The sequence below is a fragment of the Georgenia sp. 311 genome, assembly GCF_006151955.1.
Taxonomy (GTDB): domain Bacteria; phylum Actinomycetota; class Actinomycetes; order Actinomycetales; family Actinomycetaceae; genus Oceanitalea; species Oceanitalea wutianyii.
The window spans coordinates 56194-80505 of sequence record NZ_VDFS01000017.1 but is presented as its reverse complement, the minus strand read 5'-3'; the positions used below and the strand labels follow the sequence as shown (position 1 = coordinate 80505).

20 protein-coding genes are annotated in these 24312 nt (G+C 72.3%); 14 read left to right on the top strand and 6 right to left on the bottom strand.

Annotation, left to right across the window (positions count from 1 at the left end):
* Nucleotides 1-42 precede the first annotated feature (42 nt).
* Nucleotides 43-3933, bottom strand: a complete 3891-nt coding sequence (locus FHE66_RS02465; protein WP_255303580.1) for a ThuA domain-containing protein — start codon at nucleotides 3931-3933, stop codon at nucleotides 43-45.
* 160 nt (nucleotides 3934-4093) lie between these two features.
* Nucleotides 4094-5116: a multicopper oxidase domain-containing protein gene (locus FHE66_RS02460; RefSeq protein ID WP_230976414.1), complete on the bottom strand. Its 1023-nt coding sequence runs from the start codon at nucleotides 5114-5116 to the stop codon at nucleotides 4094-4096.
* A 722-nt stretch (nucleotides 5117-5838) separates the two neighbouring features.
* Here FHE66_RS02460 and FHE66_RS02455 point away from each other — a divergent pair.
* Nucleotides 5839-6807, top strand: a complete 969-nt coding sequence (locus FHE66_RS02455; RefSeq protein WP_139071406.1) for a hypothetical protein — start codon at nucleotides 5839-5841, stop codon at nucleotides 6805-6807.
* 83 nt (nucleotides 6808-6890) lie between these two features.
* Here the strand turns inward: FHE66_RS02455 and FHE66_RS02450 are convergent, their stop codons facing one another.
* Nucleotides 6891-8690, bottom strand: coding sequence for a gamma-glutamyltransferase family protein (locus tag FHE66_RS02450; RefSeq protein ID WP_255303579.1), 1800 nt, complete (start codon nucleotides 8688-8690; stop codon nucleotides 6891-6893).
* A 121-nt stretch (nucleotides 8691-8811) separates the two neighbouring features.
* On the opposite strand from FHE66_RS02450, the gene FHE66_RS02445 reads away from it, so the two are divergent.
* Genes FHE66_RS02445 through FHE66_RS02430 form a run of 4 tightly spaced genes read left to right on the top strand, consistent with a single transcriptional unit; the run spans nucleotide 8812 to nucleotide 11088 of the window.
* A complete protein-coding gene (locus FHE66_RS02445; protein WP_139071405.1) occupies nucleotides 8812-9156 on the top strand; it encodes a PadR family transcriptional regulator in 345 nt (114 codons plus the stop codon).
* Complete coding sequence (locus FHE66_RS02440; RefSeq protein WP_139071404.1) at nucleotides 9153-9530, top strand: DUF1048 domain-containing protein; 378 nt, start codon at nucleotides 9153-9155, stop codon at nucleotides 9528-9530. Before FHE66_RS02445 ends, FHE66_RS02440 begins: the two co-directional genes overlap by 4 nt.
* Nucleotides 9527-10330, top strand: coding sequence for an ABC transporter ATP-binding protein (locus tag FHE66_RS02435; protein WP_139071403.1), 804 nt, complete (start codon nucleotides 9527-9529; stop codon nucleotides 10328-10330). The genes FHE66_RS02440 and FHE66_RS02435 overlap by 4 nt, the downstream gene beginning before the upstream one ends.
* A complete protein-coding gene (locus FHE66_RS02430; RefSeq protein ID WP_139071402.1) occupies nucleotides 10330-11088 on the top strand; it encodes an ABC transporter permease in 759 nt (252 codons plus the stop codon). Before FHE66_RS02435 ends, FHE66_RS02430 begins: the two co-directional genes overlap by 1 nt.
* 42 nt (nucleotides 11089-11130) lie before the next feature.
* On the opposite strand, the gene FHE66_RS02425 is transcribed toward FHE66_RS02430, so the two are convergent.
* On the bottom strand, nucleotides 11131-11484 hold the full coding sequence (locus FHE66_RS02425) for a DUF4440 domain-containing protein (protein WP_139071401.1): 354 nt from the start codon (nucleotides 11482-11484) through the stop codon (nucleotides 11131-11133).
* Complete coding sequence (locus FHE66_RS02420; protein WP_139071400.1) at nucleotides 11481-12500, bottom strand: LLM class flavin-dependent oxidoreductase; 1020 nt, start codon at nucleotides 12498-12500, stop codon at nucleotides 11481-11483. The genes FHE66_RS02425 and FHE66_RS02420 overlap by 4 nt, the downstream gene beginning before the upstream one ends.
* Nucleotides 12501-12585: 85 nt before the next feature.
* Between FHE66_RS02420 and FHE66_RS02415 the strand changes: the two genes are divergently transcribed.
* A complete protein-coding gene (locus FHE66_RS02415) occupies nucleotides 12586-13215 on the top strand; it encodes a dihydrofolate reductase family protein (RefSeq protein ID WP_139071399.1) in 630 nt (209 codons plus the stop codon).
* Nucleotides 13216-13278: 63 nt separating this feature from the next.
* Entirely contained in the window at nucleotides 13279-13698 is a 420-nt protein-coding gene (locus tag FHE66_RS02410; protein WP_139071398.1) for a VOC family protein, read from the top strand.
* Between the two features lie 171 nt (nucleotides 13699-13869).
* On the opposite strand, the gene FHE66_RS02405 is transcribed toward FHE66_RS02410, so the two are convergent.
* Nucleotides 13870-14310, bottom strand: a complete 441-nt coding sequence (locus tag FHE66_RS02405) for a hypothetical protein (protein WP_139071397.1) — start codon at nucleotides 14308-14310, stop codon at nucleotides 13870-13872.
* Nucleotides 14311-14557: 247 nt separating this feature from the next.
* Between FHE66_RS02405 and FHE66_RS02400 the strand changes: the two genes are divergently transcribed.
* The 7 genes from FHE66_RS02400 to FHE66_RS02370 all read left to right on the top strand — a co-directional run bounded on the left by FHE66_RS02400 (nucleotide 14558) and on the right by FHE66_RS02370 (nucleotide 24306).
* Nucleotides 14558-15202, top strand: coding sequence for a dihydrofolate reductase family protein (locus tag FHE66_RS02400; RefSeq protein WP_139071396.1), 645 nt, complete (start codon nucleotides 14558-14560; stop codon nucleotides 15200-15202).
* 181 nt (nucleotides 15203-15383) lie between these two features.
* Nucleotides 15384-16553, top strand: coding sequence for an epoxide hydrolase family protein (locus FHE66_RS02395; protein WP_139071395.1), 1170 nt, complete (start codon nucleotides 15384-15386; stop codon nucleotides 16551-16553).
* Nucleotides 16554-16654: 101 nt separating this feature from the next.
* Nucleotides 16655-18577 carry a penicillin-binding transpeptidase domain-containing protein gene (locus FHE66_RS02390; protein ID WP_255303578.1) on the top strand — a complete coding sequence of 641 codons (1923 nt, stop codon included), beginning with the start codon at nucleotides 16655-16657 and terminating at the stop codon, nucleotides 18575-18577.
* Between the two features lie 69 nt (nucleotides 18578-18646).
* Nucleotides 18647-19597 (top strand): LacI family DNA-binding transcriptional regulator, encoded by a 951-nt coding sequence (locus tag FHE66_RS02385; protein ID WP_139071393.1) that lies wholly within the window; start codon nucleotides 18647-18649, stop codon nucleotides 19595-19597.
* Nucleotides 19598-19883: 286 nt separating this feature from the next.
* The gene (locus tag FHE66_RS02380) at nucleotides 19884-21530 is read left to right on the top strand and encodes a fucose isomerase (protein WP_139071392.1); all 1647 of its coding nucleotides are present in this window, start codon (nucleotides 19884-19886) and stop codon (nucleotides 21528-21530) included.
* Between the two features lie 194 nt (nucleotides 21531-21724).
* Nucleotides 21725-23278: a sugar ABC transporter ATP-binding protein gene (locus tag FHE66_RS02375; RefSeq protein WP_139071391.1), complete on the top strand. Its 1554-nt coding sequence runs from the start codon at nucleotides 21725-21727 to the stop codon at nucleotides 23276-23278.
* The gene (locus FHE66_RS02370) at nucleotides 23275-24306 is read left to right on the top strand and encodes an ABC transporter permease (protein ID WP_139071390.1); all 1032 of its coding nucleotides are present in this window, start codon (nucleotides 23275-23277) and stop codon (nucleotides 24304-24306) included. Before FHE66_RS02375 ends, FHE66_RS02370 begins: the two co-directional genes overlap by 4 nt.
* The last annotated feature ends 6 nt before the right edge of the window (nucleotides 24307-24312 follow it).

The window sequence follows — 24312 nt, the reverse complement described above, 5'->3', positions numbered from 1 at the left end:
GGTGCGGCGGGCTGGCGCCCGCCGCACCGGTCCGGGTACGACCTAGGAGAGGTCCTTCACGCGGACGTTGCGGAACTCCATGAGGTCGTTGTTGCCGTGGTTCTGCAGGCCGATGAAGCCGCTCGCGAACTGGCGCAGGTCGGTGGGCGGGTCGCCGGCGCGCGAGGACTGCTGGCCGGGGGCGTTCTCCCACTCGTTGATCACCACGCCGTTGCGCAGGATCGTGTACTGCTGGCCGACGACGCGGATCTCGTAGTCGTTCCACGTGCCCTTCTCCGTGACACCGGCCTCCTCGAGGGTGGTGGGGGAGAAGTTGTAGACCGATCCGGTCTTCTGCGGCTCGCCGGTCGGGCCGTCGTACAGCTGGATCTCGTGACCGCACATGATCGCGACCCAGGCCTCGGACTGGTTCTGTCCGCACTCGGGCTGCTCGGCGGCCGTCGGGTCCGGGAAGCGGATGAACACGCCGCTGTTGGCGTACGTGTCGCCCTCGGACACGTCGCGGTACTGCAGCTTGAGCGAGAAGTCGGAGAACTCCTCCTCCTCGTACCACAGCATCCCGAGCCCACCCTGGCTGAGGATCGAGCCGCCCGGGAGCAGCTCGAAGTGCCCGCCCGGCGCCTGACGCCACCCGTCGAGGGAGTCGTCCGTGCCGTCGAAGAGCCAGCGGTAGCCGCCCTCAGAGAGGTCGGCGCGGGTCGCGGCGGTGCTCAGGCGTCCGGCGTCGCGGCCGGTGAGCACGCCGTCGGCCCGGAGCTGACGCACCAGGTCGTTGACGTGCCGGACGAAGGCACCCTTGTTGTCCCACTCGCCCTCGTCGTTGACGAGGTCGGCGATGGTGCAACCGCCCAGGTCCTGGTTCGCCACGCCCGTGTCGACGTCACCGATCCACACCGTGTCACGCGCGTCGGGGACGGCGCACTCGATGACGACCGGGGTCTCCACCGTCTCCACCGAGCCGTCCGCGTAGGTGACGGTCAGCGTGGCGGTGTAGTCCGCGATCCGGTCGTAGGTGTGCCGGGGGTCGGCCTCGGTGGACGTGTTCCCGTCCCCGAAGTCCCACTGCCACGACACGCCGCCGGAGCGGGAGCCGGTGAACTGCACCGTGAGCGGGCTGCTCTGGACGCTCGTCGCCAGCGCGGTCGGCGCCGGGGTGGCCGGGCCGCCGTTGTAGACGACGCGGATGAGCTTCTGGTTCTGGTCCAGGGTGAAGAACGCGCTGCCGTAGTCGAGCATGTACAGCGCGCCGTCCGGCCCGAACTCCGCGTCCATCCAGCTCTGCAGCTGGTTGCTGCCGCCGCCGGCGCGGATGATGTGGCGCAGGTCCTCGGCGAAGGCCGGGGGAGACTGCTCCTCGATGCCGTCCGGGTCCGGGGTCACCGCGACGCGGTTGTTGGAGTTGGACTGGTCACCGATGAGCCACTTGCCCTCCCAGTACTCCGGCCACGCGACGTCGCTGTCCTCGGCGACCTGCGAGGTGCGGTAGGTCGGTCCGGACATGACCGCCTGGCCGCCACCACGCAGGTAGGGCTGGGTGTAGACGACCTCCTCGGCGTCGTAGCTCGGGATGCCGTTCTCGTCACGCGGGAAGACCGGGCCACCGCCACCGGGGGAGTACCAGATCATGTTGTCCCGCGCGTCGGGGATGTCCACCAGGCCGGTGTTGCGCGGCGAGGTGTTCTCCAGGTCGTCGCAGTCGTACCAGTCGGTGAGGACGCTGGCGTCCTCGTTGCTCCGGTCACGGTACGGCTGACGGTCGCCCATGCAGAAGGGCCAGCCCTGGTTCCCGGCCGAGGTGATGATCGTGGCCGTCTCGTACTTCGCCGGGCCGAGCTCGGGGCTCGGGCCGCCCGCGTCGGGCCCGACCCACGCGGTGGTCACCCAGTCGGTGTCCGGGTCGACCTGCAGCCGCGAGGGGTTGCGCAGACCCATGACGTAGATCTCGGCGAGCGACTTCCCGCCGCCCTCCTCCTCACCGGTGAACAGGTTGCCCTCGGGGATCGTGTACGTGCCGTCGTCCTCGGGGTGGATCCGGATGATCTTGCCGTTGAGGTCGTTGGTGTTGCCCGACGTGCGACGCGCGTCCTGGAAGGAGATCCCGGCGTACTCCTGGGTCCAGTTGTTGCCCGAGTAGCCCTCGGACCCCTGGGAGGAGTTCGAGTCACCGGTGGACACGTAGAGGTTGCCCTCGCTGTCGAAGTCCATGCCGCCGCCGGCGTGGCAGCAGCTGTGGATCTGCGTCTCCCACTCGAGGAGGTCGACGCGGGACTCCTGGTCGATCGTGACGTTCTCCGGGTCGTAGGTGAACCGGGAGATCGTGCGCATGCCCACGCGCTGCTCGGTGTCGATCGAGTCGTAGGGCATCCAGTAGACGTAGAGCCAGTTGTTCTCGGCGAAGTTCGGGTCCGGCTCGATGCCGAACAGGCCCTCCTCCGACTTCGTCAGCTCGTCACCGCTGCCGCGGTTGCCGAAGACGTCGAGCACGGTGAGCAGGGTGACCTCACGGGTCTCCGGGTCCCACTGGTGGATGCTGCCGCAGCCCAGGCCCACGTTCTCCGAGTCCCACGAGGGGATCGGGCCGGTGGGGCAGGCGCCGCGGCCGACGTAGAAGATCGTGCCGTCCGGCGCGGCGGACAGGCCGTGCGACTCACCGATCTGGTCGAGCGTGCCGGGGGTGTTGGTCGACGTCAGACGCTCGATCTCGTAGTTCGAGCCGATCGTCGCCTGGCAGTCGGCGCGCACGATGCCGGTGGACCACTGGATCGCACCGAGCAGGTGGCTGCGGAAGCCGTCCTCGGAGTAGCTCTCCGCGGTGCCGCCCATGCCGGTGTAGAAGGACCGGCCGCCGTCGTAGTCACGGCACCACGAGATCGGGTGGAAGGCGCCGTTGGCACTGGACCCGGCGTCGTAGTCCCACTCCTGGACCTGGGCCACGGTGTGGACCTGCCCGATCGGGTTCTCCTGCCAGTTGTACCACTTGTCCGAACGCGTCCAGTTGAGCGGCAGACCCGCGTTCGCCACGTGCTGGCGGTCGACGACGTTGACGGTCGCCTCCTGCACGGGGATCTCGACGTCCGGCGGGTTGGCCGACTCGTCGGTGAAGAGCAGCCAGTCGGCGAGCTGGGTGAGACCCTCGCCGGAGTTCTTCGTGATGTCGAGCTGGAAGAACTTGTACTCCGCGGAGTTCTCGATCTCGTAGGTCTTGCGCTGGAAGCGCTGGGGGAAGTCGTCGCTGCGGGTGTCGAGGTCGACCCACGTCTGGCCGTCGACCGACCCGCGCATCGTCCAGGTCTCCGGGTCACGGCCCGCGGAGTCGTTCGCCGAGGTCATGACGTAGCTCGTGATGACGGCCGGCTCGGCCAGCTCGAGGGTGATCGTCGCCGTCGGGACGAAGCCGAGCCACTTGGTGCCCTCGTCGTCGTCGATGAGGTTGGCCGCGGTCTCGTTCGGCGGGTTCTCGGCGCTCGCGGAGATGCTCGTGACCGCCTGCGGCGTGGGCCGGATGCCCGCGGGGCGGGCGCCGAGCAGGCCGGTGAACCACTGCGACTCGGCCTGGGCGGTGACGGCGTCGCGGACTCCGAGGAAGCCTCCGCCGTCGTTGATGAAGTCCTGGAGGGCGGCCTCCTGGTCGACGTCGAGGTCGTTGCCCTCGGCGGACAGGAAGACGACGCCGCGGTAGCCGTCGAGGTTCTCGTCGGTGAAGGCGGTCGCGTCGTCGGTGACGGTGACCTCGAAGCCGTGCTCCTCACCGAGCTCGGTGATCGTCGTCGCGGCCTCGACGACCGGGTCCTCCTGGACCTCCGGGTCGCCGTGGTAGACGAGGACGGCGACGTCCGTGGCCGCCTGCGCGGCGGTCGCGACCGCCTTGGCCGTCCCGCCCGTCCGCTCGGCACGGTCCGCGCCCGGCGCGGCGAGCGCGGGACCGGCGGACATGGTCAGCATGAGCGCGGCGCTGGCCGTGAGGACCCCGGCGCGTCTGAGGCGGTAGGAACCGCCTGTGCCGGGTTGGACTCGTGGTGTTGTGCTCAACTCTCCCCCTTTGGAGTACAACGTGCTGGTCCGGCGGCCTGTGGCGGCCGGGTGGTGCGACTGCTCAGTGACCTCCTTCGTGGCCGTGGAACCGGTCGATGGCCTCCTGCGCGCCGTCGGGCATGGAGCCGTCCGCGTTGCGCACGAGGAAGATGCCCGCCATCCCGGCGTCGGAGTGGAACTGGACGTGGCAGTGGTACATCCACGCCCCCGGGCCGACGTCCTCGCCTGCGATCACCTGGAAGCCGAAGGAGTCCCCACCGTTGAGGTCCCGGTTGTCGATGATCTGGCTGGAGTCACGGGGACCCTCGAGGTACCCGGTGCGGGTGTTGGCCCAACGGTGGGCGTGCAGGTGGAAGGTGTGGAACATGTCGCCGTGGCCGATGCAGATGAACTCCACGGTCTCCCCGTGGTTGGCTTCGAACATCGGCGTGTTCGGCGCGAGCTTGTTGTTGATGAGCATCCCGTTGAACACCATCGTGAACTGGCGGTCGGGCAGGATGTCGCCGCGACGGCGGACGACGAGCCCGCCGTAGAGGCCCGCGGCGATGCCGCCGGAGCCGTGCACCGTGCCCATCGCGTGGTCGTGGTAGTGCCAGTAGCCGGCGGTCCCGGGACGGGCCCAGCGGCCGAGCGACTTCTCCCCGGTGGTGCGCCAGGTGTAGGTGCGGGTCTCGCCGGGCTGGTTGAACGAGTCGTTCATCGGGGCGCCGTCGGAGTCGGTGGTGTACAGGACGCCGTGCGGGTGGATGGAGACGGTGCTCTGGGTCGTGTTGACGAGGGTGATCTCCATCGTGTCGCCCTCGTACATCTCGAGGACGGGTCCGGGGATCGTCGCCTGGCCGGGCGCGAGCCCGTAGCCGAACTGTCCGCCGCCGAGGTCCTCGACGTACATGGTGATCCGGTGCGTCGTCCCCTCCGGGGTCGCGAGCGAGCGCGACAGGGGTGCGGTCGCTGCGGCGGCGGCGGACGTGCCGCCCAGCGCCGCGGCGGTCGCCGGGACGAAGAGGGCAGCTGCCGCACCGGCGAGCATGCTGCGCCGCGAGAAGCCTGAGTCGGCCTGCGGCGTGGTGGGTGTGTCGGTCATGGAGGCTCCTGTCGTCGTGACACGACACCACGGTCTGCGCACCTCGCCGGCAGAAGGTCCCCCCGACGACGACGCGTTGCTGGTGGGCGAGCGCGTCGTTGCGACTACCGAGGCGTGAGGCAAATAACACCAATCGGGCCGACAGTAGGCCCCCTTCCGACGAGCGTCAAGCAAAAGACGAGAAGTCAGTACCGGTCACACGGAAGTAGTTTTCGCAGAACCGGCGGGATGGCGCGGCTCGTCCGGAGCTGCCCGGTCGCTCGTCCTGCGCGCCGACGGGTCGCCCGCATGGTGGACGGCACCGCGCGCATCGGTGGGACGGACGGCGACCGACCTGCGGACTTGGGCGCGTGTTGGGATCCTTCTGCGTGTCGATTTACCCAAAGGGGGTTGCCGTTTGCCGCCTTAGCCGCTTGACTCTCTCCCGGGGGTTGCCCCGACATTGATGTCGTCAAAGGGCAGGGAGTGACACATGAGGTCACGGATTGCGTGTTCGCGGTGGGGTGCAGCGGTGGGGACACCGGCAGTGCCGCGCCCGAGGGTGGGGGCTCGCGCTGCTGGAGCGTCTCACCGGCTGCTGCCGCGCCCAGGGCGGCACGCCTCACCGCCAGCACGCTGACGACAGCGCGCGGGCCAGCCGGGCCCACGGCGCCACCCTCCGTCCACCGCCCGCGCGCGCGGCGTCGCGTCGCCGGGTATCTACCTCAGCACAAGGAGAAACCATGCGTAAGAGACTTGCCAGCGTCCTCATCGGCGGCATCGCGCTCGCCGGGTTCGGGGCTGCGGTGCCGGCCCAGGCGGCCCTCACCACCAACTGCAACGGGCACGCTGCCGACGTCACGATCCCCGGCGACCTCGTCGTGAGGGCGGGCAAGGCCTGCTCCCTGGAGAACACGATCGTCAACGGCAACGTGCGCGTCGCCGCGGACGCGGACCTCGTCGCCGACGGCCTCACGGTCAACGGCAACGTCAACGTCCAGGCCGGGGCCTACCTCGACCTCGTGAACTCCTCGGTCACCGGGAACGTCGCGAACAACGGCGGCTTCGGGATCTACCTCGACGACACGACCCTCAACGCCTACAACGGCAACGCACGTGACAACGCCGAGAGCTTCCTGTGGACCTACGGGGCGGAGTTCAACGGGCGCGTCGCGGCCACCGGCGGATCCCTCCTGCTCGAGAGCTCCTACGCGAACCGCGCGGTGGAGACGACCGACACCCAGTACACCGACATCCTCGACTCCGTCGTCGCCGGCGCGCTCACCGTCACCGGCTCGGAGTTCGGTGCGCTCGTCTGCGGCAGCGAGGTCGACGGCCACGCGACCTTCGCCAGCAACAACGTGGGCGTCCAGCTCGGCTCCGGCGGCGCGCTCGGCGAGTGCGAGGGCGGCAGCAGCGTCTGGGGCGGGAACGTCACCGTGTCCGGCACGACCGGCCACGTGCAGGTCTCGGACAACATCATCCGTCGCAACCTCGCGGGCACCGGCAACGAGTCCGTCGAGGCGAGCAACAACCGCGTCCGCGGCGAGCTGCAGGGCCAGTTCGCCGAGCAGGCCGCGCAGCGCATGATGCGGATGCAGGCCGCCGCGCCCGAGGCCGACGCCGAGCGCGACGTCCTCGAGCAGCTCCGGTCCGAGCGTCTCACCAAGGCGGAGCAGGCCGCCGTGGCCGCCGGCCCCGCGCAGCTCTGACCTGACCGCTCACCGCCGCAGGCCCCGCACCACACAGGTGCGGGGCCTGCGGTGCTGAGGGCGCCGGGCCGTCGGGCAGACCGTCAGCGGCCGGCGGCGTAGCCCTGCATGCCGCGCGGGTTGGCAGCCGCGCCGAGCAGCCCGGTGGCCGGGTCCCGGGTGACGGCGGACAGCCGCCCCAGGGACCAGTCGCCGGCGCGCGTCACGCGGTGGCCCCGCCGCTCGAGCTCGGCGATGACGTCCTCGCCCAGCCGGTCCTCGACGACGGCGCGCGCCGGGTCCCACGTGCGCGGCCAGAACGAGTCGGGCATCGAGCGGGTGTGGAACGCCGGGGCGTCGATGGCCTCCTGCGGGCCGTACCCGCCGACGATCGTGCGGAGCAGGTAGAGCAGCTGCCACTGGTCCTGCTGGTCGCCGCCGGGGGAGCCGAGTGCGGTGACGGCGTGACCGTCGCGCAGCACGAGCGTGGGCGTGAGCGTGGTGCGCGGACGGCGCCCGGGCTGGAGCGAGGACGGGGCGCCGTCCTCAAGCCACGTCATCTGCAGCCGCGTGCCCAGGCAGAAGCCGAGCCCGGGGACGGTCGGGGAGGACTGCAGCCACCCGCCCGAGGGCGTCGCGGAGACCATGTTGCCCCACCGGTCGACGACGTCGACGTGGCAGGTGTCCCCGCGCTGCTCGCCGCCCGTGCCGACGGTCGGCTCGCCGACGCCGGCGACCTGCGCGTCGTCTGTCTCGCGCAGTGGCGGGCGGAACGGCTCGCGGCCCGGGACGACGCCCGGCCGCAGCTCGGCGGAGGCGGTCTCCCCGATGAGCGCGCGACGCTCGGCGGCGTAGCCGGGGGAGAGGAGGACGTCGAGGGCGGCCCGTGCGTCGTCGTCGTCGCCGTAGTAGGCGTCGCGGTCGGCGAGGGCGAGCTTGAGGACCTCGAGGACGGTGTGTGCGCCGAGCGCGGTGGACGGGTCGAGGCGCTCGTCGTCGAGGCCGTCGAGCAGGGTGAGCATCTGCAGGAGCGCCGGCCCCTGCCCCCACGGGCCGGTCTTGGCGACCGTGTGGCCACGGAACTCGGCGGTGACCGCGGGCTCGTAGCCCGCGGTGAAGGCGGCGAAGTCCGCGGGCGTGATGACCCCGGCGTAGGTGCCGCCGTCGGAGTGGCGGTGGGGGACGGCGGCGAACCGGGAGGCCTCCTCGGCGACGAACCCCTCGCGCCACGCGGCCCGCGCCGCCTCGATCCGGCTCTCCCGGTCACCGGCACCGCCCGCCCCGACGAGGCGTTCGAGGGTGCGGGCGTACGCCTCGTTGCGGACGAGCTCACCGGGCCGCGGGACGCGCCCGCCAGGGAGCCACAGCGCGGCCGAGGTGGGCCAGTGCTCGCGGAAGAGGTCGGCGACGGCGGCGATGGTGCGGCACGTCGCGGGCAGGACGGGGTGGCCGTCGCGGGCGTACCCGATCGCGGGGGCGAGGACGTCGGCGAGGTCCCAGGTGCCGTGGTCGCGCAGGAGCAGCAGCCAGGCGTCGACGGCGCCCGGCACGGCCGCGGCGAGGGCGCCGGCGCCGGGGACGAGGTCGAGGCCCAGGCCGCGGTAGTGCTCCCGGGTGGCGCCGGCGGGCGCCGGACCCTGCCCCATGAGGACCACCGGGTCGCCCGGGGCGTCGGCCGTCACGAAGATCGCCGGCATGTCCCCGCCCGGCCCGTTGAGGTGCGGCTCGACGACGTGGAGGACGAAACCGGCCGCCGCGGCGGCGTCGAAGGCGTTGCCGCCGCGCTCGAGGACGGACTGGGCCGTCGCCGTCGCGATCCAGTGCGTCGAGGCCGCCATCCCGAAGGTGCCCTGGAGGGTGGGGCGCGTGGTGAAGGTGGGCGGTGGGGTGAAGGCCGGCGGCATCGGGCCAGCGTAACGACGGCGCTGCGCGACCGCCAGAACGGGATCTACCAAGTGTTGCTAAGTACCGGTACCTAGCGTTACTGTGTACCAGTACCCGGCGTTACTAGGTAGAGGTGGTCGCGTGGCCAGCCAGCTGACGGAGATGCTCAAGGGGACCCTCGAGGGGATCGTCCTCGCGATGCTCGACGAGCGGTCCGCCTACGGGTACGAGATCACCACGGGCCTGCGCGACCGCGGCTTCGCCGAGATCGCCGAGGGCACCGTCTACGCCCTGCTCGTGCGCATCGAGCAGCGCGGCCTCGTCGAGGTGGAGAAGGTCCCGTCCGAGAAGGGCCCGCCCCGCAAGGTCTACTCGCTCAACGCCGCCGGCCGCACCCGGCTCGCGGAGTTCTGGGCCACCTGGAGGTTCCTCGCCGAACGCATCGCCCAGCTCGACGACGACACGCACGAAGGGGGAGCACGATGACAGGAAAGTGGTACGAGGCCCTCACGGGCTCGCTGGAGGAGAAGAGGCAGTACCGGCAGGACAAGGCCCGCATCGACGGGCTGCCCGAGCCGCAGCGCACCGCGGCCCGGGCGATGCACCGGTACCTCATGTACTACGGGGCCGTCACCGCCGCTGACGCGCTCACGACGATGGTCACCGACCTCGCCGACCTCTGGGAGCGCGCCGCCGTCGACGGCACGCCGGTCCGCGACATCGTCGGGGAGGACCCGGTCGACTTCGCCGAGACGTTCGCCCAGGCCTACGTCGGCAAGCAGTGGCTCGACAAGGAGCGCGCCCGCCTCACGAGGGCGATCGAGGGCGCCACCGCCCAGGAGAAGGGGACGGACGCATGACCGCGACCACCCGCGAGCCCGCCGTCCGGGTGCGCGGGATCAGGAAGTCCTTCAAGGGGCTCGACGTCCTGCGCGGCGTCGACCTCGAGGTCGCGGCGGGCAGCATCCTCGCCCTCCTCGGCTCCAACGGCGCCGGCAAGACGACGCTCGTGCGGATCCTCTCCACGCTCACGCGACCGGACGCGGGCAGCGCCGTCGTCCACGGGCACGACGTCCTCGCCGAGCCCGCCGCTGTCCGCGAGTCGATCAGCCTCACCGGCCAGTTCGCCGCCGTCGACGACGTGCTCACCGGGCGGGAGAACCTCGTGCTCGTCGCGCGGCTGCGCCACCTGCCGAACCCCGGAGCCGTCGCCGACGAGCTGCTCGACCGCATGTCCCTCACCGACGCCGGCGGGCGCCGGGCGGGGGAGTACTCCGGCGGCATGCGCCGCCGCCTCGACATCGCGATGAGCCTCGTCGGCGACCCGCCCGTCGTCTTCCTCGACGAGCCGACCACGGGCCTGGACCCGCAGGGGCGCGCCGAGGTGTGGCGGACCGTCAAGCGGCTGGCCGACGCCGGCACCACCGTCCTCCTCACCACGCAGTACCTCGAGGAGGCCGAGCAGCTCGCCGACCGGATCGCGATCCTCCACGGGGGCACGATCGTCCAGCACGGCACGCTCGCCGAGCTCAAGGCGCTCCTGCCGCCGGCGACCGTGGAGTACGTGGAGAAGCAGCCCACCCTCGAGGAGGTCTTCCTCGTCCTGGTCGGGGAGCCCGCCGAGGACGCCAGCGGTGTGTCGGTGAGGAGGGACCGGTGATGGCCACCCACGCCCTCGCGGACACCCGCGCCCTCACCGGGCGCTCGCTGCGCCACGTCCTGCGCAGCCCGGACACGATCATCACGACGGCGATCACGCCTGTCGCGATCATGCTGCTCTTCGTCTACGTCCTCGGCAGCGCCATCGACACCGGCGGCCGGTACGTCGACTACCTCCTGCCGGGCATCCTGCTCATCACCATCGCCTCGGGCGTCGCCTACACGTCCTACCGGCTGTTCCTCGACCTCGCGGGCGGGATCGTCGACCGCTTCCGGTCGATGCCGGTCGCCCGGCCCGCTGTGCTGTGGGCCCACGTCCTCACGTCGCTGGTTGCGAACGCCGTCTCGGTGGCGCTCGTCGTCGGCGTCGCGTTCCTCATCGGCTTCCGCACCGGGGCGTCCGTGGGTGCCTGGCTCGCCGTCGTCGGGATCCTCACGCTCTTCACCCTCGCCCTCACCTGGCTCGCGGTGGTCGCCGGGCTCAGTGCCAGGACGGTCGACGGCGCGGGTGCGTTCGGCTACCCGCTGATCTTCCTGCCGTTCCTCAGCTCGGCCTTCGTCCCGACCGACGGCATGCCAGGACCGGTCGCGTGGTTCGCCGAGCACCAGCCGGTGACGCCGGTCGTCGACACGCTGCGCTCCCTGTTCGCCGGGACGCCCGTGGGGACGGACATCTGGGTCGCCCTCGCGTGGCTCGCCGCGGTCCTGCTCCTCGGCTACGCCGCGGCCGTCGTCCTCGATCGCCGCAAGGCGCGCTGACCGACCCCCTGCCGGGCGGCGGGGGCTCGGCGGCGCCGCCGCTCAGCCCGGGAGCGGCGTGCCCTGGTGGAAGACGCACCGCACGGCGCCGTCCTCCTCGCACCACAGCGAGGATCGGCGGCTCGCGCCGGTGCCGAGGTCGAGCCGGTAGGTGAGGAGGAGCGTGCCGGGCCCGACCTCGCGTGCCGCTCGCTCGGTGAGCGTCGCGGGCCCGGGCGGCAGCGACTCGCCGGTGAGCTCGGCGAGGATCTCCTCCCGGCCCCACCACCTGCCCGACTGCCCGATCTCGGTGAAGTCCGCGGAGAGCAGCGGCTCCAGGCGCGAGCGGTCCGCGCGCACGGCCGGGCTCAGCAGCGACTCCTCACCTGCCCATGCCGCTGCGGCGAGGTCGGTCATCGCCACCCCAGGGCCGGCGCGAGGTGGGTGAGGACCGCCTCGACGACGTGGGCGTTGTAGTCCACGCCGAGCATGTTCGGCACCGTGAGCAGCAGGGTGTCCGCCGCGGCCACCGCCTCGTCGGCCGCGAGCTCCTCCACCAGCCGGTCCGGCTCGCCCGCGTAGGACCTGCCGAAGCGGGCGAGCCCGCCCTCGAGCCGGCCGACCTGGTCGGTGGAGTGCGTGTCGCGCCAGAAGAGCTCGCGGTCCTGGTCGGTGACGAGCGGGAAGATCGAGCGGCTCACCGAGACGCGCGGCTCCCAGTCGTGGCCCGCAGCGCGCCAGGCGTCGCGGTAGCGCTGGATCTGCTCGGCCTGCAGCAGGTGGAAGGGGATCCCGGTGTCCTCGGTGAGCAGGGTGGAGCTCATGAGGTTCATCCCGTGCTCGGCCGCCCACTCCGCGGTGGCCCGCGACCCCGCGCCCCACCAGACCCGCCGACGCAGCCCGGGGGAGTGCGGCTCGACGCGCAGCAGCCCGGGCGGGTTGGGGAACATCGGGCGCGGGTTCGGCTCGGCGAAGCCCTCGCCGTCGAGCACCTCGAGGAGGCGCAGCGTGCGGGAGCGGGCCATGTCGGCGTCGGAGGTGCCGGCGTCGGGGACGTTGCCGAAGTACTCGTAGCCGCGGACCACCTGCTCCGGTGAGCCGCGGCTGACGCCGAGCTGGAGCCGCCCGCCGGAGATGAGGTCGGCGGCGCCGGCGTCCTCGGCGAAGTACAGCGGGTTCTCGTAGCGCATGTCGATGACGCCGGTGCCGATCTCGATGCGGCTCGTGCGGGCGCCGATCGCGGCGAGCAGCGGGAACGGCGAGGCGAGCTGGCGGGCGAAGTGGTGGACGCGGAAGTAGGCGCCGTCGGCCCCGAGCTCCTCGGCCGCGACCGCGAGCTCGATCGACTGCACGAGCGCGTCGCGTGCGGAGCGCACCTGCGACTGCGGCGAGGGAGCCCAGTGGCCGAAGGACAGGAAGCCGATGTTCTTCATTCCGGGGACAACACGGTCGCCTCCGGCGTATTCCGATGAGTTCGTCGTCCTGGCAGGGTCGGCAGGGGGAGGAAGGGAGAACCGGATGGGTTTGATCGTGGTGCAGGCGTTCGTGACGCTCGACGGCGTCGTCCAGGCAGGAGGCGGGCCGGAGGAGGACACCGACGGCGGGTTCCCGCACGGAGGATGGCAGGCGAGGTACGACACCGAGCACGGCGGCACGGAGATGGGGGGTCTCGTCCGGGAGTGGGAGGGCAGGACCGGGGCGCTCCTGCTGGGGCGGCGGACGTACGAGATCTTCGCCGGCTCGTGGGGGGTGTGGGACGAGAACGCCCCAGGCTTCCAGGGCGAGCTGACGCGGCGCTACAACAGGGTGCCGAAGTACGTCGCCTCGCGGACGCTGACGCGGCTCGGCTGGGCCGGGTCCCACCTCCTCGGGCAGGACGTGCCGGGCGCGGTCCGCCGGGTGCGGGAGGAGGTGGACGGCGAGGTCCGGGTCTGGGGCAGCACGCGCCTGGTGCGGACGCTGGCCGCGCACGGGCTGGTCGACGAGTACCGGCTCGCGCGCTACCCCGTCGTCCTGGGCACGGGGAAGCGGCTGTTCTCCGACGGCTTCGCGCCGTCCGACCTCCGCCTCACCAGGTCCCGCGCCCTGTCCTCCGGCGTGGTCGTGTCCTGGTACCGGCCCGTACGAGAGGTTGCGGCCAGTCCCTGACCGCGTCCTGTGATGGTCTCATCGTGGCCGGACCCTCCGGCCGCCCGAGAAGGGGGAGCACCGATGTTTCGAGGGTTCGCCACGACCAGCTTCTACGCCGACGACCTGGCCGAGGCCGTCGCCTGGTACGCCGAGCTGTTCGGCGTACAGCCGTACTACGCCTACCCACCCCCGCCGGCCGAGCCCGCGTACGTGGAGTTCCGGGTCGGCGACGACGAGGACGAGCTCGGGTTCATCGACCGCCGGTACGCGCCCGCCGGGGCGTCCAACCCGCCTGGTGGAGCCGTGGTGTTCTGGCACGTCGACGACCTGCCCGGGACGGCGCAGCGCCTGCTCGCGATGGGGGCGACCGAGTACGAGCCGGTCACCCCGCGCGCCCAGGGGTTCACCACGGCGTCGTTCGTCGACCCGTTCGGGAACGTCCTCGGCGTCATGCACAACCCGCACTACCTCGAGGTCGTCGGACGACGAGCGAGGGAGTGAGGCCGCGGGCCGCCCGGCCGGTCCGGGCCGCTCACGGCGACCGGAACCTGCCACCACGTCCGCGACACGCGCGCGACACGCCGCTGGACGGCGCTTCCCGCGCCCGGACGCGAGGACTTGTGGGCAGGTTCGGCGCGCCACCCGGCCTGCCGGGACCGGCGTCGGCGGCTCTCAGGACTCCGGCGCGAAGGCCTCGAGGACGAGGAACGCGACGATGCACATCCACTCGTCGAGCTGCTCGTCACCGTCGGGCACGAGGCAGGCCGGGCGGGAGCCCATGCGGTCGTACTCGACCGTGAAGGGGCCGATGCGGTGGACCCGCATCCCAGCCATGTCGTACTCGACCGGCACGTCCCCGATACGGCGCAGCCGCATGCCGACGAGGTCGTACTCGATCTCGTGCTCGCCGACGTGGGAGGGCCGGGTGCCCAGGACGTCGTACTCGATGCGGTGGTCGCCCACCTGGCGCAGCCGGTGACCGACCCTGTCGTAGTCGAGCATGAGGTACCCGAGCGAGACGGGCAGGGAGCCGAACAGGGCGTAGTCGATGCGGTGCTCGCCGATCTGTCGCAGGCGGGTGCCCATCATGTCGTAGTCCAGCTCAGCGATCATCCCGCCGAGCGTAGTGACGAGCGCGGCCGGCCGGGCGGGAACCGGTCGATGCGTGGGTGGTGGGCGTCAGAACCTGCCACGAAGTCCCGTCGAGGAGGCCTCCGGGGCGGCAGTGCGCGGCGTGTCGCGGGCGTGTCGCGGACTTGGTGGCAGATTCCGGACGGCGCCGGCCGGAGGGGCGATGAGTTCTCGCCGGGAGCGCGGTCGGGTAATGGCGACGTGTCCGATGTGCCCGAAAGGACCCACCATGAAGCTCACCGTCCACACCTTCGCCAGCCTCGACGGCGTCATGCAGGGGCCCGGCTCCCCGGAGGAGGACCCGAGCGGCGGGTTCGACCGCGGCGGATGGGTCGTCCCGTTCATGGAGGAGGACTTCGGCCGGGTCGTGGACAGCTGGTTCGCCCGGACCACCGAGCTGCTCTTCGGCCGCACCACCTACGACCTCATGGCGGGGTACTGGCCGCAGGTCACCGACCCGGACGACGCCGTCGCCGCCGTGCTCAACGGCAGCCCCAAGCACCTCGTCTCGACGACGGTCACCGCCCCGTCCTGGGCCAACACGGTGAGCGTCATCGCCGACGACGTCGCAGGCCGGGTCCGGGAGCTCACGAACCGGCCCGGGGGAGAGCTGCAGGTCCACGGGTCGTGGCGGCTCGTCCAGGCGCTGCACGAGGCGGGCCTGGTCGACGTGTACCGGATCATCGAGTTCCCGGTGGTCGTGGGCGAGGGGAAGCGGCTCTTCCGGGACGGGGCGACGGCCTCCAGCTTCGACGTCGTGGAGACGCAGGTGCTCGGGTCCGGCGCCGTCTACCGGGTGCTGCGCCCCACGCCGTTCACCAGAGGCGCCTTCTCCGTCGAGGACGGGCGGGAGACCGTCGCGCTCGACGTCTGACCGGACCTGCCGGCGGAAGAGGGGGGAGTGGTGCTCTGGTTGAACTCTCGATCACGGACGACCTGCTCGGGCCCCGGTCGCGGGGTGGCACCCCGCGGCCGGGGCCCGGACGCGCCCAGCTCTCTCGAGGGCGCGCGTCCCGACGCGGGCGGGGCCGGCCGGTGGGGACTACGGTGCCCGCATGGTCGAGCAGGCGCCGGTGACCGGTGACCTGCCCGGCCTGCGCCCGTTCCGGGTCGCGGTGCCCGAGGCAGAGCTCGCCGACCTGCGCGACCGACTACGGCGCACCCGCTGGCCCGAGGCCGCGCCGGCGCCCGGCTGGGAGCAGGGGATCCCGCTCGAGGTCGTGCAGCGGCTGTGCCGGCGCTGGGCCGAGGGCTACGACTGGCGGGCCACCGAGGCGCGGCTCGACGCGGTCCCGCAGTACCTCGTCACCGTCGACGGGCTCGATCTTCATCTGCTGCACGCACGTTCGCCGCACCCCGGCGCCTTCCCGCTGGTCCTCACCCACGGCTGGCCCGGCTCGGTGCTCGAGCTGCTGTCGCTCGTCGGGCCGCTCACCGACCCGCCGGCGCACGGTGGCCGGGCCGAGGACGCGTTCGACGTCGTCATCCCCTCGCTGCCCGGGTACGGGTTCAGCGGCAGGCCGACGACGCGCGGCTGGGGGATCGAGCGCGTCGCGCGCGCCTGGGCACGGCTCATGGCGCTGCTCGGGTACGACCGGTACGGCGCCGCGGGCAGCGACTGGGGGACGAGCGTGTCGGCGACGCTCGGCGTGCTCGACCCGGCGCGCGTCGCCGGGGTCCACCTCGTGCCACCGCTCGCCGGCCCCCGACCCGACGGCGGTCCGCCCAGCCCCGAGGAGCGGGCGGCGCTCGCCGAGCTGGCACAGCGGGGGCGGGAGTCGTCGGCGTACTCCGAGGTGCACCGGACCGCGCCGCAGACGGTCGGCTACGCGCTCACCGACTCACCGGCCGGGCTGTGCGCCTGGCTCGGGGAGAAGCTCCTCGCCTGGACGGGCCCGCCCGGGCTCACCGACGACCAGGTCCTGGACCAGGTGAGCCTGTACTGGTTCACCCGCACCGCAGCCTCCTCGGCCCGGCTCTACGCGGAGAGCATCGGGCAGGTGGCCGGCTGGCTCGGCGGGCAGGACGAGCCGGTGGTCCGGGTGCCCGCAGGGGCCTCGGTCTTCGGGGCGGAGGTTCCCCGGCCCTCCCGACGCTGGGCCGAGCGCCGCTTCCCGGACCTCCGGTACTGGGCCGAGCACGAGCGCGGCGGGCACTTCCCGGCCCTCGAGGTGCCCGAGCTGTTCGTGGAGGACCTGCGGGCGTTCTACCGCCACGTCCGCTGACCGCCCTCTCGGGCGTCCGCCTTGGCCCCCGGCCGACGCGCAGGACGGGGCACCCCGAAATGACCTCGACCTGCGGCTCCTCCGTGCCAGACTTTCGGCCTGTGACCTGGAGCATCCGCCACGCCGCAGCCCCGACCGCCCTCCTTCTCGTCGCCTCCGGCGCCCTCGGGGCGTGCAGCGCGGAGGAGGACCCCACGGAGCGGGTCGCCGCGGCAGCCGCGCGGCTGGCGACGACGCTGGAGTCGGGCACGTGGGGGAGCACCGACCTCGCCGTCCCGCTCACCAACCTCGTCGACCTCCCGCGCGTGGTCGACGTCGTCGCCGTCGGGGAGCCGCAGACGACCGGCGAGGACGGCCCGCGCACCGCCGACGTCACCCTCGGCTGGGCCTGGGACCTCGACGCCGACGGCGAGAGCGACTGGACCTACGAGACCCGCGCCCGCCTCCACGAGGACGACGAGGGCGCGTGGACCCCCGAGTACGACGAGCGCGTGCTCGCCGAGGGACTCGGCGGGGGCGCCACGCTCAGCCTCGCCCGCACGGTGCCCGAGCGCGGGGACATCCTCGACGGCGCGGGCACCCCGATCGTCACCGACCGCCCGGTCCGGCGGGTCGGGATCGACAAGACCCGCTTCCCCGAGGGGGCGAGCGACGACGACGTCCGCGCCGGCGCCGTCGCCCTCGCGGAGGTCGTCGGGCTCGAGGACACCGCCGGCTACGCCGAGCGGGTCCTCGCCGCCGGACCGCGGGCGTTCGTCGAGATCATCACCGTGCGCGAGGGCTCGCAGGACGTCGACCTCGCCGCGCTCGAGGGCGTGCCCGGTGCCGTCGCGGTGCCGGACGAGCTGCCGCTCGCGCCCACGTCCGCCTGGGCCCGCCCGCTGCTCGGCCGGGCAGGGGAGGCGACCGCCGAGATCGTCGAGGAGTCCGAGGGCGCCGTCCAGGCGGGGGACGTCGTCGGGCTCTCCGGGCTGCAGCGCACCTTCGACGCGCAGCTGCGCGGCACCTCGGGTCTCGCCGTCGTCCGCACCGCCGCCGGCGGGGCCGAGTCGGAGGTGTTCGCCCGGGAGCCGGTCGACGGCGCCGACGTCCAGCTCTCGCTCGACACCGCGGTGCAGACCTCCGCGGAGGAGGCGCTCGCCGGGACCGAGGCCCCGGCCGGGCTCGTCGCCATCCGCCCCTCGACCGGCGAGGTGCTCGCCGTGGCGAACAGCGCGGGCACCGAGGGGCAGAACCTCGCCGCCCTCGCGACGCTCGCGCCGGGGTCCTCGTTCAAGGTGGTGACGGCGCTCGCGCTGCTGCGTGCCGGCGTGGGGCCCGACGACGTCGTCTCCTGCACCCCGGACGTCACGGTCGCGGGCTACGGCATCACCAACTACCCCGACTACCCGGCCACCCACCTCGGGGACGTCGCGATGACCGACGCGATCGCGCAGTCGTGCAACACCGCGCTCATCAACGCGCGGGACGGCGTGAGCGCGCAGGACCTCGCCGACGCCGCCGCGGCCCTCGGCCTCGGGCAGCAGCTGGAGACCGGCTGGGGCGCGTTCACCGGCTCCGTGCCGACCGAGACGACCGAGACCGAGCTCGCCGCCGCGTTCATCGGGCAGGGGGAGGTGCTCGCCTCCCCGCTCGCCATGGCCACGGTCGCGGCCTCGGTGCGGGCCGGCGCGGCGGTGACGCCCCGCCTGGTCCTCGGGCCGGAGGAGGTCGCCGACGGCGCTGCCGCCACGCCCCCGGCCGTGCCGCTCACCGCGGAGGAGGCCGAGGTGCTGTCGCGCTACATGCGCGCGGTGGTCGAGGAGGGCACCGGGATCCTGCTCGCCGACGTGCCCGGGGAGCCGGTCCACGCGAAGACCGGCTCGGCCGAGGTGGGGGCGGGGGACTCCTACCGGGTGGACTCGTGGATGATCGCCACGCAGGGCGACCTCGCCGTCGCCGCCCTCGTCCAGGGCGGTGGCCACGGCTCGATCGCCGCGGGCGGGATCGTCGAGAGCTTCCTGCGGCAGGTGGCGGCGCGCTGAGGCGTGCGGGCGGCTACGCCCTCCGTGTGGCCGCCGGTTACCCTGGCTGGCACCTGAGCGAGGAGCCCCATGGTCCGGATAGCTGACGTCGCCGCGCACGCGGGCGTCTCCACGGCGACGGTCTCCCGCGTGCTCAACGGGGTCAAGGTCCGGTCGGACCTCGAGAACAGGGTCCGCGTGGCGGTCGCCGAGCTCGACTACGCCCCGAACCGCACGGCACGCTCGTTGCGCCGCCAGCTCAGTGACGTCATCGCGCTGATCATCCCGGACGTCGAGAACCCGTTCTTCACGTCCGTCGCCCGCGGAGTCGAGGACGTGGCACGCGCCGCCGGCCTCTCCGTGGTGCTCTGCAACGCCGACGACGACGTCGCCAAGGAGCGCCTCTACCTCGCCGTCGCCGAGCACGAGAACATGGCAGGGGTCATCCTCGCGCCGGCGGGGGACGCGGCCCCGGACCTCTCCCGGCTGATCCGCCGTGACCGTGCCGTCGTCGTCATCGACCGGGCGGTGCGCGACGACGTCGACCAGGTCGTGTTCGACAACTACTCCCTCGGCCGCAGGGCGGCTGAGGGTCTCATCGCCCGCGGGCACCGCGACATCGCGTGCATCACCGGGCCGCGGACCACCCCGACCGCCGTCGAGCGCGCCACGGGGTGGCGTGACGCGCTCGAGGAAGCCGGGCTCTCGTCGAGTCGTCTGGTGTACGCGAACTTCCGCGTCGACGGCGGGCGCTCGGCCATGGCCGATCTCCTCGCCGCACCGACGCCGCCCGAGGCCGTCCTCGCGACGAACAACCTCGTCGGTGTCGGCGTGCTCCAGGTCCTCGCCGGGTGGTCCGGCCCGCACGTCGACGTCGGCATCATCGGTGACCTGCCCTTCGCCACGTCCGACGTCGACGAGGTCTTCCACCTCTCGCTGCAGCCGCGCGAGATGGGCGTGACCGCCGCCCGGTTGCTCGTCGACCGCATCCACGGAAGCGCCGCCGCGCCGGAGACGAAGGTGCTGCTCGGCGCACCGTAGAGGCGACGCCGTGCCGCCCGTGACGGCCGGGTGGTACCGGCACGTCCGTCGGCCGTTGACAGGTGTAATCGATTTCTGACAGCCTCAGCCCCATGCGGGTCAGCATCGAGGTGGATGTAGGGACGTCGATCGGCACAGCGGTGCTCGTCGATGCCCACGGGGCCGTCGGCCGCGCGGTCGGGCGCCTGCGAGCCGCGCCTCGAGCCCTCCCGCGGCGTCCGGAACCGACCACCCATGCCCTGGCCGGCCACGAGTGTCGGCCGGCCATCGTTCCGCAGGAGGGACCATGACCACCACCTACGAGCTGCCCACGATCACCCGTCCGCCGGCGGCCGAGCCGGACACGGTCTACCTCGTCTCCTCGGGCGACGGCCGCGAGTCTGCGAACACCGCGAGCTGGCCCGTCCAGGAGGCGCTCGAGCGCATGATCACCGACGTGATCACCGCCCGGGGGTACCGGGTGGTGCGTGCCCTCGACGTGGCCCCCGGGGCCGGCCACGGCTTCATCTCCAGCCAGCGGATGGGCCTGGAGGTCTTCGCGACCGTCCCGCGCGACGTGCCGCTCGTCGTCGCCGTCGGCACCTGGCAGTACTCCCACCACGTCCTGCCCGGGCTGCGCACCCACGAGGGCCCGATCCTCACGGTCGCCAACTTCCTCCCGGACTGGCCCGGGCTCGTCGGCCTGCTCGGCCTCAACGGCGGCCTGACGAAGATGGGCAAGGAGTACTCGACGATCTGGACGGTCGACGGCAGTGACGAGTGGTTCCGCCAGGGCGTGGCCGGCTGGCTCGAGCGCGGCACCGTGCCGCAGGACGCCTCCCACGTCCGCGACCTGCCCGCGCTCACCGACACCCCCGAGGCGGGGCTCGGGGTCACCCTGGCCGAGCAGCTGCTCGCCGAGAAGGCGATCATCGGCGTCTTCGACGAGGGTTGCATGGGCATGTACAACGCCATCATCGACGACGAGCTGCTCAACCCGATCGGGATCTACAAGGAGCGCCTCTCCCAGAGCGAGCTCTGGGCCCAGATGCGGCAGGTGGCCGACGAGGAGGCCGACGGCGTCGGGCAGTGGCTCCGCGACGCGGGGATGACCTTCCGGATCGGTACCGACGAGGCCACCGAGCTCACCGAGGCCCAGCTGCGGTGGCAGTACAAGATGTACGTCGCCGTGCTCCGGCTGAGCGACGACTTCGGGCTCGACGCCGTCGGGATCCAGTACCAGCAGGGTCTGAAGAACCTCTCCCCGGCCTCCGACCTGGTCGAGGGTCTGCTCAACAACGACGATCGCCCGCCGGTGACGAGCCGCGACGGCGCACGGGTGCTCTGGGAGGGCCGGGCGCTGCCGCACTTCAACGAGGTGGACGAAGGGGTCGCCGTCGACGCGCTCCTCACCCACCGGGTGTGGCGTGCGATGGGGCTGGACCCGGCGACGACGCTCCACGACGTGCGGTGGGGCGAGGAGTACGACGGAGAGTACGTCTGGACGTTCGAGATCTCCGGATCTGTCCCGGCGTCCCACCTCGACGGCGGGTACGCCGCCGCCGAGGGGTGGCGGCAGGGGCCGGTGTTCTTCCCGGCGGGCGGCGCCACGCTCAACGGCGTCTCCCGCCCGGGGGAGATCGTGTGGTCGCGCGTCTACATCGCGGGTGGGCGGCTGCACGTCGACATCGGCCGCGGCTCGTCGGTCGCGCTCTCACCGGAGGAGAGCGACCGGCGCAAGCGGGCCACCAACCCGGAGTGGCCGGTCATGCACGCCGTGCTCCACGGCGTGAGCCGGGACCAGTTCATGGCGCGCCACAAGGCGAACCACATCCAGGTCGTCTACGCGCCCGACGCCGCCACCGCCGACAAGGCGCTGGAGGTCAAGGCTGCGATGTTCGACCGTCTCGGTGTGCAGGTCCACCTGTGCGGCGCCACGTCGCTCGCGGGCTAGGCAGGAGAAGCCTGCGGGTTGCTCCCGCCCGTCGGACGGGGCGGGGAGCTGTCGACGGTCGGTGCGTGCTGATCCTTGTCAGCGTGGGCGGGCTTGGGTAAAGTCTGTAATCGATTACTAGCACCACAGTCTTCAATGGGGGAGGCAGCGTGCGGTCGTCCGACGCGGCAGGGTCGGCGGGTCCCGTCCTCGAGATGAGCGGGATCGTCAAGCGGTTCGGCGGGGTCCGTGCGCTCAGGGGCGTGGACCTGGAGGTGCGCCGGGGTGAGGTGCTCGCACTCCTCGGGGAGAACGGCGCCGGCAAGTCGACGCTGATGAACGTCCTCGCCGGCGTCATCGAGCCGGACGCCGGCACGATCCGCATCGGCGGTGAGGAACGGCGGTTCTCCTCACCGTCGGACGCGCAGGCCGCCGGCGTCGCGATGATCCACCAGGAGCTCGACCTCGTCCCCGGCGCCAGCGTCACCGACAACGTGTTCCTCGGTGACGAGCAACGCAGGTTCGGCCTGCTGGACCGCCGCGCCATGGAACGCGAGACCAAGGCGCTGCTCGACGACATCGGCATCACCATCTCCCCGTCCCGGCAGGTGCAGTCCATGCGGGTCGGTGAGCAGCAGATGGTCGCCATCGCCAAGGCGCTGCGGCTGGACGCGCGCATCCTCGTCATGGACGAGCCCACCTCGGCGCTCTCGGAGACCGAGGTGACCAAGCTCTTCGACATCGTGCCCGGGCTGCGACGCCGCGGCGTCGCCGTCGTCTTCATCTCCCACCGCATGGACGAGATCGCCCAGGTGGCCGACCGCGGCGCCGTCATGCGCGACGGCGAGAACGTCGGCACGTTCGACGTCGCCTCCACCCTCCCCGGCGAGGTCATCCGGATGATGATCGGCAAGCCGCTCGACCAGGTCTTCCCCGACCGGCCCCCGCCCGGGGACGACGTCCGCCTCCGTCTGCGCGACCTGCGCCTCGACGCCGGTCCGGGCGCCTCCCGGTCCGAGCCGAGCGGCATCGACCTCGAGGTGCGCCGCGGGGAGATCGTCGGGCTCGCCGGGCTGCTCGGTGCCGGCCGAAGCGAGCTCCTCGAGGCCGTGTACGGCCTCGGTGGCGGCCGCCTGCGCGGCACCATCCAGCTCGACGGCGAGCCGGTCGTGATCCACTCCCCGCGCTCGGCGATCCGGCACGGCATCGGCTACGTCCCCGAGGACCGCCGTGCCGCCGGCCTGGTGATGAAGAGCTCGGTCGCGGCGAACATCCTCCTCAGCGTCTTCCACGAGCTCGCCAGGTTCGGGTGGCGCTCCAAGCGGGCCGAGCGGTCCAAGGTGAGCGAGACCGTGACCGACCTGCGGATCAAGACGCAGTCGCCGGAGACCCTCGTGGGCACGCTCTCCGGCGGCAACCAGCAGAAGGTGGTCTTCGGACGCAACCTCCTGCGTGAGCCGCGCGTGCTCCTCCTCGACGAGCCCACCCGGGGCGTCGACGTCGGCGCGAAGTCCGAGATCTACCGGCTCCTCGCCACCCTCACCGCCGAGGGCGTGTCCGTGCTCCTCGCGTCCTCCGAGCTGCCCGAGCTGCTCGGTACCTGTGACCGGATCGCAGTCCTGCGGGAGGGGAGGGTCGTCACCCAGATGCCCGCGGCCGAGGCGACTGAGGAGAGGCTGCTCGCCGCCGCCGGCATGGAGCACACGAGCAGGCCCGAGAACGCCTCGGACGACGAGAACGTCGGAACACGCCCCGTGGAGTCGAGATGAACACCGTCGCACCCGACACGAGCGCCCCTGCGGAGAACGAGCGCCGCAGGTTCACGATCCCGGAACGCTTCTTCGCTCTGCAGAGCTACGTCGCGCTCATCCTCGTGTTCATCGCCGCCATCGTCTTCTCACCGCGACGGGGCGGCGAGACCGTCTTCCTGGCGACCGAGAACCTGCTGAACATCGTCCGGGCCACCTCGGAGATCGGGATCATCGCGATCGGGATGACCTTCGTCATCCTCATCGGCGGCATCGACCTGTCCGTGGGGGCCGTGCTCGGGCTCTCGGCCACCGGCGTGGCCAGCCTCCTCATGGTCGACGACTACGGGGTGCTGCCGGCCGTCGCGCTCATCCTCCTCATGGGCACGGCGTTCGGGGCGATGCAGGGGCTCATCACCGCCAAGCTCGGCATCCAGTCCTTCATCGTCACCCTCGCCGGGCTCCAGATCGCCCGAGGACTCGCGCGCATCTGGTCCGGCGGCCAAGGCGTCCCGCTCGCCTACGGCGACGGCCCCGGCCACGTCCCGGAGAGCTTCGCCCTGCTCAACTCCCGCACGTTCAACGGCACCGTGCCGATCCCGGCACTCATCTTCCTCGGCGTGGCGGTCATCGCGCTGCTCGTGGTCCGCAACACCGTCTTCGCCCGGCACGTCTACGCGCTCGGCGGCAACGAGCGCGCCGCGCGGCTCTCGGGGATCAACGTCACCCGGGTCAAGGTCACTGTCTTCGCGATCTCCGGCCTGCTCGCGGCGCTCGCCGGGATCATCCAGGCCGGCCAGCTCAACCAGGGCAGCCCGAACGCCGGCATCGGCTACGAGCTCGACGCCATCGCCGCCGTCGTCATCGGCGGCACCAGTCTCATGGGCGGGGTCGGCACCGTCGCCGGGACGATCGCCGGCGCACTGCTCCTCGGGATCCTCAACAACATGCTCGCGCTCAACAACGTCGACTCGAACATCCAGCTCCTCGTCAAGGGAGTCATCATCATCGTCGCGGCGGGTATCCAGGCCTTCCGGACAGCGAAATAGGAGGCA